A 13,552-nucleotide genomic window follows, 5' to 3' on the forward strand; every position below is an offset into this window, starting at 1 on the left:
TCTCCTTTTTCTTACAAAGCAATGGCCTGCGGGCAGGAAAATCCCGCCCGCAGGCTCAACATGCATCACAGCTTATAGATCTCATCCACCAGCTGGCCCACAATGTCGCCCCGCAGCATCCGGATCTTTTCGCCCCGGATGAACAGCAGCGCCTCGTCCTTGCCGCCGGCAATGCCGATATCCGCCTCCCGGGCCTCACCGGGGCCGTTTACCACACAGCCCATCACGGCCACCTTGATGGGCTTTTTGTAGCCCTTCAAGCGCTTCTCCACCTCGTCGGCAATCTTGGCCACCTGAATGTTGGTGCGGCCGCAGGTGGGGCAGCTGATGATTTCCGGGCCGCCCACCGCATGACCGGCAGCACGCAGAATGTCGTAACCAGCCTGCACTTCCTTCTCCGGGTCATCGGTCAGGGAAACACGCAGGGTATCACCAATGCCCTCCAGCAGCAGGCCGCCAATACCCATACCGGATTTGATCAGCCCCATGCGGTAGGTACCGGCCTCGGTAACACCCACATGCAGCGGATAATCGCACTTCTCACTGAGCAGACGGTAGGCCTGCATCATGGTGGGCACATTGCTGGATTTAATGGAGATTACAATGTTGTTGAAATCGTGCTTTTCCAGCAGGGCCACATGATACATAGCGCTTTCCACCAGAGCCTCCGGCACCGGCGCACCATACTTGGCCAGAATCTCCTTTTCCAGGCTGCCCGCATTCACGCCGATGCGGATGGGGATATTCTTAGCATTGCAGGCCCGGGCCACCGCGCGCACATTTTCGTCCGCGCCGATGTTGCCGGGATTAATGCGAATCTTGTCCACGCCCGCGTCCACGCAAGCCAGCGCAATCTTGTAGTTGAAATGGATATCTGCCACAAAGGGCACATCCACTGCGTTTTTCACCGCTTCCACGATGCGTACGTCCTCCAGGCTGGGAACGCTGGCACGAAGGATCTGGCAACCGGCTTCTACCACCCGCTTTGCCTGGGCCACGTTGCCCGGGATATCCGCCACGGGCACGTTCAGCATAGTCTGAACCGCCACCGGATTGTGACCGCCGATCACCAGGTTGCCGATTTTCACTTCACGTTTGACCTTACGCATGATTGATTATCCTCCTGCTTTTAAAACAGACGAACGATATCGTTGAATGTGGCAAAAATCATAATCCCGAACAAGAAGCACATGCCTGCCGCATTCACCAGAATTTCGAATTTCTTGGGCACCGGCCGCCGGAAAATCCCCTCCAGCGCCAGGAAAACCAGCTTGCCGCCGTCCAGAGCGGGCACCGGCAGCAGGTTGAATACACCCAGGTTTACGGTGAGCAATGCCAGCATGGACAACACCTCGGCCACGCCCATGCTCGCTGCCTGCCCGATGGCGGATGCAATGCCCACCGGGCCGGAAAGCTCATTCACACTCACCCGGCCTACCACCAGGTCGATCAGTGAACGGAAGACCAGCCGAGCATAGAACAGGGTGTAATTGAAGGCCTGCGACACCACGGTTTTCACATTCTTTTCCAGGGCGTAGACCTTGAAGCCGATGTTCATGATAACGGAATCGCCGTTTTCCACCAGCTCAAAGCCCACGTTATCCAGCTGAATGATCTCACCATTCCGCTTCACAGTCAGGCCTGCGCTTTGATCCGGGGTACGCTGCAGTTCATACAGCACATCGTTCATTACAAAGCAGTGATGACCGTTCACCGCCAGGATCTCGTCGCCCACCTGCAGGCCCGCAGCCTGCACCGGAGAGCCTTCTTCCACAAAACCTACCGTTTTGCTGGCACCGGGATCGCCGAACGCCAGCATAAGCAGAAGCACCAGAAAGCCCAGGATCAGGTTCATTACCGCACCGGCCGCCACCACAATGATCCGCTTCCAGACCTTTACCTGGGGGAAGGGCAGGCCTTTGGGCTGCTCCTCCACCGGGTCAAGCTCCTTCAGCGCATCGCCGGTCTCCGGCTCCTCCAGCTCCTCATCCTCCCCTTCCATGCTCACATAGCCGCCGATGGGCAATGCACGCACGCTGTAACGGGTGCCGCCCCGCACCGTGGTGAACAGAGCAGGCCCCATGCCGATGGAAAATTCATTCACCTGAATCCCGGCCTTTTTGGCGCAGACAAAGTGCCCCAGCTCGTGGATCATAACCACCAGGCCAAAGATCAGCACCGATATAATGAGGGTAAGGATTGTTGCCATGTGTGAATAATCTCTCTTTCTTTTTAAATGTGGCTCAGCACAAACTGCCGGGCCATGCGGTCGCATTCATACACATCGGCCAGCGTATAGCTTCCGCCGAAGGAATCACTGTCCACCACAGCCTCCACCAGACGGCCAATGTCCAAAAAGCCGATTTTATCCTCCAGGAACAGCCGGACGGCCTCCTCGTTGGCCCCGTTGGCCGCGCAAGGACCAAGACCGCCCTTGGCAATGGCCTTTTTGCAGGCTGCCAGGCAGCGGAAGGTCTCCTCGTCCGCCACATCGAAGGTGATGGACTTGAGTTGGGTGAAATCCAGCTCGGGTGCACAACCCGGGAACCGGTCCGGCCAGGTGAGCGCATACTGAATGGGAATACGCATATCCGGCACGCCCAGCTGAGCCAGGATGGAGTTATCGCTGAACTGCACCATGGAGTGAATGATACTCTGACGCTGTACCACAACCTGAATCTTCTCCGGCGGCAGACCGAACAGCCAGACTGCCTCGATCAGCTCCAGACCCTTGTTCATCAGGGTGGCGGAGTCGATGGTAATCTTTGCGCCCATATTCCAGTTGGGGTGTTTGAGGGCGTCCGCCCGGGTTTTGCCTGCCAGCTCTTCCTTCTTCATCCCGAAGAAGGGGCCACCGGAGGCAGTGAGTAAAATCTTGGTGAGTGTCTTGGCAGAATGGGCATCCTGCAGGCACTGGAAGATGGCGGAGTGCTCGCTGTCCACCGGGAGCAGCCTGGTGCCATGCTTGGCAGCAGCTTCGGTGACCAGATGACCGCCGGTGACCAGGCTTTCCTTGTTGGCCAGGGCCACATCATGCCCGTTTTCCAGCGCAGCCAGGGTTGCCCCCAGGCCTGCAATGCCCACCACTGCGTTGAGCACAACATCCGGACCTTCCATTTTAGCCAGCTCCACAATGCCCTCCGCGCCGCGCAAAAGCTTGGGTGCGCCGGCTACACCGCCCAGGCGGGCCGCCAGCTGGTCGCAGGCATCCGGATTTGCAACCGCCACATAGGCCGGGTGGAACTCTTCGATCTGCTTGAGCAGCAGGTCCACATTGGAATTCGCCGCCAGAGCATACACCTCATAGCCCTGGGCACGAGCCACATCCAGGCTCTGGGTACCGATGGAACCGGTGGAGCCCAGCAAAGTAAGTTTTTTAGCCATTTTCTGTTCCTCGTTACTTCAAAAACGTTGTGGTAAGCCAGACCAGCAGAGCAGCGGCCGGCGCAATAAAGGTGACGCTGTCAAACCGGTCCATGATGCCGCCATGGCCCGGGAAGATGGTGCCGTAGTCCTTAATGGCACACTGGCGCTTCACCGCACTGGCGAACAGATCGCCCAGAATGCCCAGCAGCGAGCAGGCCATACCAAGGATAAACACCACCATATAGCTGACCGCGCTGGCAGACATGCGCTCCAACAGCAGGCAAGCCTTGCCCCCTGCCAGATGGACCGAAAGTGCCTGAGCAGCCAGGGTACACAGCACACCCAGCGCGCCGGAACCCAGCACACCGCCGATGGCACCCTCAATGGTCTTGTGGGGGCTGACCACCGGGGCCAGCTTGTGCTTGCCAAAGTAGCGGCCGGCAAAATAGGCTGCGCTGTCACCGCCCCAGGCAAAGCACAAAATCATCATGATCAGGTAAATGGACTCGAACTGGTTGTTCAGGTGGTTCTTGATGAACACAATGGAGTAAAAGCAGGCAATCATCAGCCCGCTGAACACCACCATACCCCCCAGCTTTGCGGCACTCAGGGTCTGGTTGTGCCACAGCAGGCACACCGCCAGATACACCGCCAGCAGATAGCTGCCGGGAACCAGCAACGCCTTTACCGCTGGTACGTGGGAGAACATTACCAGAAAAGTATACGGGACAAATGCGATAAAAATGTGTGATTCTTTTTCGCCCAATGCGAACGCTTTGTAAATTTCGTGAACGGCAATGATGGCGATCAGAGCGACCACGGTTTCAAACACCAGGGTGTTGAACATCAGCATGACCACGGCCAGCACGCAAAGGCCCACCGCGGCAGTTATGATCCTTGTTTTCACAACAGGCTTTTCCTTTCTTTCCGCAATGCTCAAATCCCGCCAAAGCGACGGCTGCGCCGGTTGAACTCCTCGATTGCCAGATCAAGATCGGCGCGGGTAAAGTCCGGCCAAAGGACGTCCATCTCCACCAGCTCCGAGTAGGCGGCCTGCCACAACATGAAATTGGACAGGCGCTTCTCTCCGCTGGGCCGCAGGATGAAATCCGGGTCCTTCTGACCACAGGTATACATATGGGCGCTCATCAGGTCTTCGGTGATCTCCTCGGGCCGAAGCTCACCGTTCTTCACCTTTTCCGCCAGGATGCGTGTCGCACGCACAATTTCCTGCCGGCCACCATAGTTCACCGCAATATTCAGCGTCATACCGGTATTGTTCGCAGTTTTGGTCTCGATTTCGTTCATCAGCTTCTGGTGCTTGGGCTCCAGCGCGCTGCGATCACCCAGAAAAACGACCCGATTGTTTTCCTTTTCGTAATCGAAGGCCTTGATAAGGTATTCCCCGAACAGCTTCATGATCGCCCCCACCTCTTCATAGGGGCGCTTCCAGTTTTCGGTGGAAAAGGCGTAAAAGGTGACCGACTCCACCCCAATGGAATTGCAGTAACGGGTAATATCCTGAAAAACCTCTGCCCCTTTTTTATGGCCGGCAGTCCGGGGAAGGCCCCGCTTTTTGGCCCAACGGCCATTCCCATCCATAATGATACCGATGCTGAGCCCTTTTGCAAAATTTTCCGGTTGTGGCATAAGCGCAAATCTCTCCTGTTACAAAGTGGTGCCGCGCGCAAAGCTCGCACGCGGCACATAATATTTGTTGCCCGGGGATCAGATCTCCATGATCTCCTTGTTCTTGGCCTCGCAGTCCTTGTCGATCTGCTTGACGAACTTATCGGTGATCTTCTGCATCTCTTCTTCCAGATTCTTCTGGTCGTCCTCGGTAATTTCGCTGTTCTTTTTCAGGGTCTTGAACTTATCCATGGCCTCACGACGCACATTGCGCACTGCAACCTTGGTCTCCTCGCCCAGCTTCTGCACGTCCTTGGTGAGCTGACGGCGGCGCTCCTCAGTGGGAGCGGGGAACACCAGACGGATCACACGGCCGTCGTTGGTGGGATTGATGCCGATATCGCTGACCAGCAGCGCATGCTCAATGGGGTGAATCAGAGAGGTATCCCAGGGAGTGATGGTCAGAATGCGCGCTTCCGCCACAGCCACCGCGGCTACCTGATTGATGGGGGTGGGAGTGCCGTAATAGTCCACTGCCACACGGTCCAGAATCGCGGGATTGGCGCGGCCGGCACGGATGGCAGCCAGCTCTTTGCCCAGGTGGTGAATGGCGCCGTTCATCTTGTCTTCATAGGGCTTGGTGTAAGTGCTCATGTGTTATACTCCTTTTCTTCGGCCCGGGGCCGAATCCTTTGCTCTTTGATTTTCCGGCGGCAATATGCGGCCGGTTTTCAGCGCAGCTTCTCTCAAGAACTACGCTGTTACTCCTCCACAACCAGGGTGCCGATGGTTTCGCCGCGCACCGCTCTTGCGATATTGTCCGGGTCCTTCAGGTCGAACACCAGAATCGGGAGCTTGTTCTCCCGGCAGAGGGTGGCCGCAGTACCGTCCATTACGGCCAGGTTCTTTTCCAGCACCTCAGTGAAGGTAAGCTGGTCGTACTTCACGGCATCCGCATATTTTTTCGGGTCCTTGTCGTACACGCCGTCCACCATGGTGGCCTTGAACATTACGTCGCAGCCCGTTTCAATGGCACGCAGCGCACTGGCAGTATCCGTGGAGAAGAGCGGGTTGCCGGTGCCGCCGCCGAACAGAACCACGTTGCCGGCCTCCATGCTCTCCACTGCGCTGTCACGGGTGAACACAGAAGCCACCTGAGGCATGACGATCGAGGTCTGGACCTGCGCGGGAACACCCAGCTGCCGGAGCTGATCCGCCACTGCAAGGCAATTCATCACGGTTGCGAGCATGCCGATCTTATCGGCGCAGGTGCGCTCCATGCTGCCGCTGGAACGGCCGCGCCAGAAGTTACCACCGCCCACAACCAGGCCGATCTGTACGCCCAGATCATATGCCTGCTTGATGCCGCGGCAGATGGCCTCCATGGTGGGTTCATCGAACCCGGTGCCCTTGCTGCCCGCCAGTGCCTCCCCGCTGACCTTCAATAAAATACGCTTGTATTTTGTATCCAAAACCAATACACCGCCTGATCCATATTATATTTGTTCCTATTTTACAATAAAACATATTTCTTGTAAACAATAAACAAAAAATAATGCCGGGGAAAACCTTCCCCGGCGTAACACTTTTATCTGCTTTCCTGTTCCTCATCCGTGATCTTGCGGGCCTGCCATACACCCAGCTCCGCCAGAACGCGGCTTCGCTGCACAGACTCCTGCCAGCCGCGCCCGTCGCTTCGCAGCACCGGTTCAGCAGCTGCGCCGGTCAGCGTCTCTGCCTGGGCAAGCGGGATCAAAACACAGGCTTTTGTTCCCTGCTGCGAGCTGTTCAGCTCCAGCGTCCAGCCCATTGCTTCTGCATACATATGCGCCAGATAAAGGCCCAGCCCCGCACCGGCAGCCACGCCTTCCCCCATGGGATCATACTGCCCCACAAAGGCCTCGAACAGATGCTCCTTCACCCAGTCGGGCAGGCCCGGGCCCTGATCTTCCACCGTGAGGACCAGCGATGTTTCCCCCGGCTGAAGCGACACCTTCACCACCTGACCCCGTTCGCTGCACAGCACCGCATTGGTCACCAGATGCAACAGGATCTTATCGGCCCAGTCGCTGTCTGCCGGAAGAAAGAGCGGCTTTTCCAGGCCGCATTCCCATTCCAGAGAGACACCATAAAGCTTAGCGCCATTGGCCAGCAGCGCCATCGCTTCCCCGTACTGACTTTTCAGGTCCAGAGACTCCATGCGCGGCACCAGCGTACCCCGCTCCGCCTGCAAAAGGTCCTGCAGGTTTTCCGCCACACGGCTGAGCCGCAGGGTACTTTGATCAATGTTTTCAAACACCCAGCCCAGCTGACCGCAGACCTGGGGCGACTCCTTGTCCATGGCCTGCCGCAAAAGCCCGCTGGAAGCCCGGATTGCAGACAATGCCTGATAAATTTCGTGAGAGAGGCCGGAGCACAGCGCTCCCCTCTGCTTTTCTTCATACAGTTGTTGTTCCAGGCTCTTGTTCATAACCGTCGTTCAAACCTTCCTGCAAGGATTCCGCCCAGACACGATCTGCCAGCCATCCAAGAAACGGCTTCATTTTTTGATAGGGAGCAGGGATCTTCCCCTCTTTTTTCAGCTGCAGGATCACCCGATGAATCCCGCTTTCCACCGCTTTTACCGCCACACCATGATAGCGTGCCACATCCGGCAGTACGCTTTTCATCTGGGGCACCTGCCCGCAGCCGATCAGTCGCAGCCACTCCTGCAGGCAGCCACCCAGGTACCAATATCCTTCCATCGTATCGGAAACACCCAGCGCGCGCAGCTGCCGGTGAATGATTTTATCCATCGGTGTGACCTGAGGCAAACGGCGCGCCGGTGAAAACATCGCCAGCGCAGACAGCAGATCGTCCGGATCGTATGGCTCTATCATATAATAATCCACACAGTTTGACAAGTGACCCTGTTCCACCAGCTCGATGTAGCGGGCCGGGCCGGTCAGGATCACGCGCAGGCGCTGGTCGGTACATTCCTGCTCCATCTGCCGCAGAAAGCGCACGGTGTCCATATCCTGCAGATAGCAACCCAGCAGAACAAGGTCCACCTGCGGGCCGCTTTTCAAAAAGCGCAGGGCACTGCGCCCGGTCTGAAAGGAATTCACGACCTGATAACCGTTCATATTCAGCAGGCAGTTCAGGGTTTGCAGCATAATGGGGTCGGCATAAACCAACACGATGTTTTTCACTGCCTCCCGCACCTGTTCTCGATTGCCTTTTTCCACGTAAAACTTCCCACCATTTATCTTTTTCCTGCCCAATGCAGCACTGTGCAGTGCCTTCGGCCGCTTGGGCGTATCATTGCCTAATATAATAGTAGCGAAATATGTCATACCGTGCAACAGGTTTTATTCTTCGTTTTACTTCGCCTGGCGCTGCAGCTGCCGGCATGATATAATAGAACCATTCTGAGCAAGAAAAGTGACCGAAACCGGCATGCTTTTCTGCATCATCCACCCCGCAATACAAGTGAGTATTATAATATGAATAAAATCATCGAAATTACCGATTTGAATTTTCCTGAACTGGATGTGTACGCCCGGCTGACCGAAGCCCAGCTGAGAACCCGGATGGAGACCGAACGCGGCGTTTTCATCGCCGAAAGCCCGAAGGTGATTGATCTGGCCTTAAATGCAGGCTGTGCTCCCCTTTCCTTTTTGATGGAAAGGCGACATCTGCAGGGCCAGGGTGCCCCGCTGATGGAGCGCTGCCCCGGGATACCGGTTTACACCGCTGACCGGGATGTACTGGCCAGCCTTACCGGCTATGCTCTCACCCGGGGAATTCTGTGCGCCATGCAGCGCCCCGAACCCCAGAAGGCCGAAGCGCTTCTCGGTGGTTCGCGGCGGATTGCTGTACTGGAAGGCATTGTGGACTCCACCAATATGGGCGCGATTTTCCGCTCGGCTGCCGCCCTTGGCATGGATGCAGTCCTGCTCACCCCCACCTGCTGCGACCCGCTGTGCCGCCGGGCGGTACGGGTCAGCATGGGCACCATCTTTCAAGTACCCTGGGCGCGTATTGGAGACTGCCCTGCCGATTGGCCCGAGGCGGGCATGGAACTGCTGCACCGGCATGGTTTTGCCACAGCAGCGATGGCGCTGGATGAGCGGGCGATCTCCATCGATGACCCACGGCTGCAGCAGGAAGAAAAGCTGGCTGTTTTGCTGGGCACCGAAGGTGACGGGCTGAGTCATCAGACCATTGCCCGTTGTGATTACACTGTAATGATTCCCATGGAACACGGAGTGGACTCGCTGAATGTTGCCGCCGCCAGTGCTGTAGCATTCTGGCAGCTGCGTCTTCGCCGAAGTTGATTTCTTCGGCCAGAGCATTTTCAAACAGCTTCTTTGCGTTTGAACTGCTCTGGCCGGAAAATCAAAAACGTGCTCGATTTTTTACTTTTGGGTATTGACTTTTCAAAAAAATGGAGTAAAATATGAAAAGTAATCTTCATACGGGCCTGTAGCTCAGTTGGGAGAGCGCTGCGTTCGCATCGCAGAGGTCAAGGGTTCGAATCCCTCCAGGTCCACCAGAAAAGGTCGTGAAATCGTTGATTTCACGACCTTTTTTCAACTAATAAGCGATATCTTCGGGTCTGTGTTCGTTACCTATTTATCATCCACTATGATTTTTTTGCATTTCTCACAGCGGTATGCGGTGACCCTGTAGCCACTCAATTTTGCCACGAGACCGCCCTCATCATTCAGACGGTGGCGATGCGATTCGCTCTGCCACCATAATGCCCCACGACTGCACACTTTGCCCTGTATCATTTCTGCTCCGCAAAATGGACAATTCATTACAATACCGCTCCCTTCCAAATTCGTATGAATCAGTTTCAGTATAGCATACTGCTACATGATTTGCCACAGAAGGCAAGGGCATCACACCCACTGCTGCTCAATCTCCGAAATGCTTTGGCCTCTATAGTGTTTCGATGTTCCAACAGTAAACACCGCAGTTTCGGCTGCGGTGTTTTTTATTTCGTTTAAGGCCCGCTCTTTGCCGAAGAGCGGGCCTTTTTCAGAAACATAAGGAACATTAACTTTTTCGCCCTTACAGCGGTTCTGTACGGAAGCGTTTTTCCTTAAGGCGAGTGATGAGCTCACGGAATTTTTCCTGTTCCTGCACCATACACACAAAATAATACGTGGTTTGAAAATCCCGATCCTCAATGGGAATCACCACCTTATTCACAGCCTGCGTCCGGTGAGAAAAGGCATCTGTAACAAAGCACGGAAACGCCCCCAGCCCTGCAAGGTCCCCAAAGGCATCCCATTCGTTCATGAAAAGGAAATGCGCCTCGGGCAGCTTTTCCCGGCAAACCTGCGCCCAAAAGCCGATCTCAGAATAGAGCAGAAGGTTCTGGTTAGCCAGGTCGCTCGCATGAATAACCGGCAGCATTGCCAGAGAGTGCCCCGCGGGCACCAGCAGACTGAGATGCTCCTTCCGGTAAGGGAAGCAAAACAGCGCATCGTCCTCGGGCGGCTTCTGGTGGGTAACCACAATCTGATATTCCCCTTTGTGAAGTCCCTCCAGCAGCGCCTCATCCGTATCCCTCAACTCCGCAGAAACGGTGATTTCACCATATAGTTCCCGCAGCAGTGGCCTCAGATCCTGAATGGGAACCGGCGCACAGGCCCCTAGGCTGATGCTTTGCCGGGAGCGTTCGGCCAGCCTTACCCGCTCGGCCAGCTCCTCTGCTGCAGAAAGAACCTTTCGGGCCTGCTCCACAGCAATCCATCCTGTTTCATTCAGCACAATGCGGTTTTTCTGCCGGACAAAAAGCTTCCCCTGCAATTCTTCTTCCAGTGTCTGCATGGTCCGGCTCAGAGAAGGCTGCGAAAGGTGTAACGCCTCCGCCGCCTTAGAGAGCGTACCGTATTCCGCAAAGGCCACCAGCTGCCGCAGTTGCTCCAATTCCATCCATAACACTCCCCTTTTTCTCCATTATAACAAAGTGTGCCATCCGCAGCAATCCAGTATTCGTTTAGCGAATACTGCTATGTGAAACCAATTCTGTACTTTGATATCCTCTGCCGGTACAATAGGTTTCAGAACCATCAACTATGTTAAATCCAAATGGAGTGTGTGAAAATGGATTATGTAACCTTGAACAACGGTGTAAAAATGCCTTTAGAGGGATTTGGCGTTTTCCAGGTACCAGACCCGATTCAGTGCGAGCAGGCAGTGCTGGATGCCATTGCCACCGGCTACCGCCTCATTGACACGGCGGCGGCCTATATGAACGAGAAAGCCGTGGGTGCCGCCATCGCCAAGTGCGGCGTTCCCCGTGAGGAGCTGTTCATTACCACCAAACTGTGGGTTCAGGATGCAAGTTATGAGGCGGCAAAAAAAGCCATTCAGACTTCTCTAGACAATCTGGGTCTGGATTATCTGGATCTGTATCTGATCCACCAGCCGGTGGGCGATTACATCGGTGCTTGGCGTGCAATGGAGGAGGCCTACCGGGAAGGCCGCCTGCGGGCCATCGGCGTAAGCAATTTCAACGCTGCCCGATTGCTGGACTTCTGCGAATCCGTAACCGTAAAGCCTGCTGTGGACCAGGTTGAGATTCATCCCTTCTTCCATCAGAAAGAAGCCATGAAGGTCATGACGGACTATGGGGTGATTCCCGAAGCATGGGGCCCCTTTGCAGAAGGACAATTCGGGCTTTTCACGAATCCTGTATTGACCGAAATCGGCCGTTCCCACGGCAAAACTGCTGCTCAGGTAGCGCTGCGCTGGAACATTCAGCGAGGTGTTGTGGTCATCCCGAAAACCGTACACAAAAATCGCATGGAGCAAAATTTTGATATCTGGGATTTTGCCTTAACCCCCGAAGAGATGGAACGAATTGACGCTTTGGACACCGGACGCAGTAGCATTGTGGACCATAACAGTCCAGCGTTCATCCGGATGCTTCACAATCTGAAAATTCACGAATGAGCCAAACGGCAGACACAGCATCTCATTTTTATCCTGGATACCCTGCAGATCACAAAAAGGAGCCGAAGCAAACGCTTCGGCTCCTTTTTGTACTTCTTATGGAACGATCCGCTTTTCCATTTCGAATTGTCTTGCCACCTCTTTGAAGCCGAGCCGGCCGAACAATTCCAGAATCGCCCGTTCCCCTGCATCAATATTTTTCGCTGTGACTGAACCATAGCGCATAAGCAGGTTTCGTAGAATCGCTTCCAGATCCTCAATGCTTTGGCACCCCATCTGGATGATCCTCCCATCTGCCTTTGCATAAACACAATATGCGGGCGCCACTTCTCTTTTTACAAGTGCTACTCCATATAGTTCCGGATTATGCCGGATAACATCATCCGAATGTTCATAGGAAGGAAGCGGATAGTAGCCGCCGGTTTCTCTCTGAAAAGGGAATGGTTCATAATTTGTGAATTCCACAGGCCGCGAAGCCGAAGAGGTCGGACAGGAATCATCCGCTCGCAGAACAACAAACTCCCTGCAAATCGAAAAGCCGACCTTCTGATACAGCGCAATTGCCTTTTCATTTTGCTGCAGCACCTCCAAACAGCAGGCCTCCACGCCCTGGCGTCTGGCCTCCTGCTCTGCAAATGAGAAAAGGTTTGTAAAGACCTTTTTTCCTCGATGCTCCGGAATAACACCTGCAGCCACATCAAACAGCACGGTTTTTCCCCGGTAAATGCCCCGGGAATGAAGGAGCGCCCCCACCATCTGCTCTCCCTGGAACGCAGCGAAGGACAACTTCTCATCCACTCTGCTTGCTTTGCAAATTCCGGCAAGTGCAGACTCATTCAGCCGGACTGGAAGATAGTAATCCGAAAAAGCCAGATTCAGGCATTCCGCCAGTTCGGCAAGCGGCAGCCCTTCAATCGGTTCGTATCGGTACATTTCTTTTCCTCCCGTTTGTATCACAGGCAGCTTTTCGGCTGCAGCTGCATGGAAAACCAGCGCTCATCCTTGATTACATTTTTGCTGCAGGTGCCCCGGCAATCCTCTTTTCGACTGTAGGAAATACCGGCATCGGTCAGCGACTGCAGAATCCCCACCGAAGCGCTGTTGTCCGAAGAGCCGGAGCCGGTGCCACCGAAAATGGGATTGGTGGATGCCCAGCCGAACACATTCAGATTGGTGGTATCCGTCAGCGGCAGAACGCCGTTGTTCTCCAGAAGGACCATGCCCTCCTCACCGACCTCTTTGATTACCGCCTTGCTGTTTGCAATCGACTCGTCGCTCACCTGAGCTCGGGTGTTCATGATGGGCGAAAGATTGTTATAAAGCGGACCAAAGCACATAATGTTGGCGATAATGGCCACGGCCAGAACCCAGGCAAGTCCCGCGCTCCAGCGCACCACGTGACGTGTTCCCCTTTTTTACCAGAAAATGGACAGCCACCATAACAATGATGGCCACTGCCAACAGGCCGATGATGGTGTAGATATAGCCGCTGAGCATGTTTACGTAGGTCTGCACATCGGTTGTGCTGACGCCCATTGATGTGAAGATTGGTGTCAGCAGATCAATCAGCAGTTGAATCATTCAAATTGCCTCCGTTTTTGTT

16 protein-coding genes and 1 tRNA gene are annotated in these 13,552 nt (G+C 55.0%); 3 read left to right on the forward strand and 14 right to left on the reverse strand.

All coding sequences use genetic code 11. The features are described 5' to 3' along the window. Positions 1-65: 65 nt before the first annotated feature. From ispG to PH256_RS04725, 9 genes are all read right to left on the reverse strand, one after another. On the reverse strand, positions 66-1,109 hold the full coding sequence (gene ispG / locus PH256_RS04685) for a flavodoxin-dependent (E)-4-hydroxy-3-methylbut-2-enyl-diphosphate synthase (protein ID WP_270913184.1): 1,044 nt from the start codon (positions 1,107-1,109) through the stop codon (positions 66-68). A gap of 20 nt (positions 1,110-1,129) precedes the next feature. After that, on the reverse strand, positions 1,130-2,209 hold the full coding sequence (rseP, locus tag PH256_RS04690) for an RIP metalloprotease RseP (RefSeq protein ID WP_270913185.1): 1,080 nt from the start codon (positions 2,207-2,209) through the stop codon (positions 1,130-1,132). Positions 2,210-2,232: 23 nt separating this feature from the next. After that, positions 2,233-3,384 carry a 1-deoxy-D-xylulose-5-phosphate reductoisomerase gene (gene dxr / locus PH256_RS04695; protein WP_270913186.1) on the reverse strand — a complete coding sequence of 384 codons (1,152 nt, stop codon included), beginning with the start codon at positions 3,382-3,384 and terminating at the stop codon, positions 2,233-2,235. Positions 3,385-3,397: 13 nt separating this feature from the next. Continuing rightward, complete coding sequence (locus PH256_RS04700) at positions 3,398-4,273, reverse strand: phosphatidate cytidylyltransferase (RefSeq protein ID WP_270913187.1); 876 nt, start codon at positions 4,271-4,273, stop codon at positions 3,398-3,400. A 29-nt stretch (positions 4,274-4,302) separates the two neighbouring features. Next, positions 4,303-5,016, reverse strand: a complete 714-nt coding sequence (gene uppS, locus PH256_RS04705) for a polyprenyl diphosphate synthase (protein WP_087183963.1) — start codon at positions 5,014-5,016, stop codon at positions 4,303-4,305. Between the two features lie 78 nt (positions 5,017-5,094). Then, positions 5,095-5,649 carry a ribosome recycling factor gene (gene frr, locus PH256_RS04710; protein WP_058962921.1) on the reverse strand — a complete coding sequence of 185 codons (555 nt, stop codon included), beginning with the start codon at positions 5,647-5,649 and terminating at the stop codon, positions 5,095-5,097. A 107-nt stretch (positions 5,650-5,756) separates the two neighbouring features. Continuing rightward, on the reverse strand, positions 5,757-6,467 hold the full coding sequence (gene pyrH, locus PH256_RS04715) for a UMP kinase (protein ID WP_270913188.1): 711 nt from the start codon (positions 6,465-6,467) through the stop codon (positions 5,757-5,759). A gap of 116 nt (positions 6,468-6,583) precedes the next feature. Continuing rightward, positions 6,584-7,465 (reverse strand): sensor histidine kinase, encoded by an 882-nt coding sequence (locus PH256_RS04720; protein WP_270913189.1) that lies wholly within the window; start codon positions 7,463-7,465, stop codon positions 6,584-6,586. Further along, entirely contained in the window at positions 7,434-8,330 is an 897-nt protein-coding gene (locus tag PH256_RS04725) for a response regulator (RefSeq protein ID WP_270913190.1), read from the reverse strand. The genes PH256_RS04720 and PH256_RS04725 overlap by 32 nt, the downstream gene beginning before the upstream one ends. Before the next feature lie 150 nt (positions 8,331-8,480). Between PH256_RS04725 and PH256_RS04730 the strand changes: the two genes are divergently transcribed. Both PH256_RS04730 and PH256_RS04735 read left to right on the forward strand, forming a co-directional pair. Then, positions 8,481-9,314: a TrmH family RNA methyltransferase gene (locus tag PH256_RS04730; protein ID WP_270913191.1), complete on the forward strand. Its 834-nt coding sequence runs from the start codon at positions 8,481-8,483 to the stop codon at positions 9,312-9,314. Positions 9,315-9,456: 142 nt separating this feature from the next. Then, positions 9,457-9,532: transfer RNA gene (locus tag PH256_RS04735), tRNA-Ala, on the forward strand. Between the two features lie 76 nt (positions 9,533-9,608). Here PH256_RS04735 and PH256_RS15285 read toward each other — a convergent pair. Together PH256_RS15285 and PH256_RS04740 are read right to left on the reverse strand one after the other, a co-directional pair. Further along, on the reverse strand, positions 9,609-9,800 hold the full coding sequence (locus PH256_RS15285; protein WP_354004323.1) for a PF20097 family protein: 192 nt from the start codon (positions 9,798-9,800) through the stop codon (positions 9,609-9,611). Positions 9,801-10,056: 256 nt separating this feature from the next. Then, positions 10,057-10,926, reverse strand: coding sequence for a LysR family transcriptional regulator (locus tag PH256_RS04740; protein WP_270913192.1), 870 nt, complete (start codon positions 10,924-10,926; stop codon positions 10,057-10,059). 171 nt (positions 10,927-11,097) lie between these two features. Between PH256_RS04740 and PH256_RS04745 the strand changes: the two genes are divergently transcribed. Next, entirely contained in the window at positions 11,098-11,949 is an 852-nt protein-coding gene (locus PH256_RS04745) for an aldo/keto reductase (RefSeq protein ID WP_270913193.1), read from the forward strand. Positions 11,950-12,045: 96 nt separating this feature from the next. Here PH256_RS04745 and PH256_RS04750 read toward each other — a convergent pair whose 3' ends face one another. The 3 genes from PH256_RS04750 to PH256_RS04760 are packed head-to-tail and all read right to left on the reverse strand — an operon-like array spanning position 12,046 to position 13,530. Further along, positions 12,046-12,882 carry a GNAT family N-acetyltransferase gene (locus PH256_RS04750; protein ID WP_270913194.1) on the reverse strand — a complete coding sequence of 279 codons (837 nt, stop codon included), beginning with the start codon at positions 12,880-12,882 and terminating at the stop codon, positions 12,046-12,048. Between the two features lie 20 nt (positions 12,883-12,902). Continuing rightward, the gene (locus PH256_RS04755; RefSeq protein ID WP_270913195.1) at positions 12,903-13,247 is read right to left on the reverse strand and encodes a hypothetical protein; all 345 of its coding nucleotides are present in this window, start codon (positions 13,245-13,247) and stop codon (positions 12,903-12,905) included. A 16-nt stretch (positions 13,248-13,263) separates the two neighbouring features. After that, positions 13,264-13,530, reverse strand: a complete 267-nt coding sequence (locus PH256_RS04760; RefSeq protein ID WP_270913196.1) for a hypothetical protein — start codon at positions 13,528-13,530, stop codon at positions 13,264-13,266. Between the last annotated feature and the right edge of the window lie 22 nt (positions 13,531-13,552).

The organism is Allofournierella sp. CML151 (genome assembly GCF_027853465.1).
Classification (GTDB): domain Bacteria; phylum Bacillota; class Clostridia; order Oscillospirales; family Ruminococcaceae; genus Allofournierella.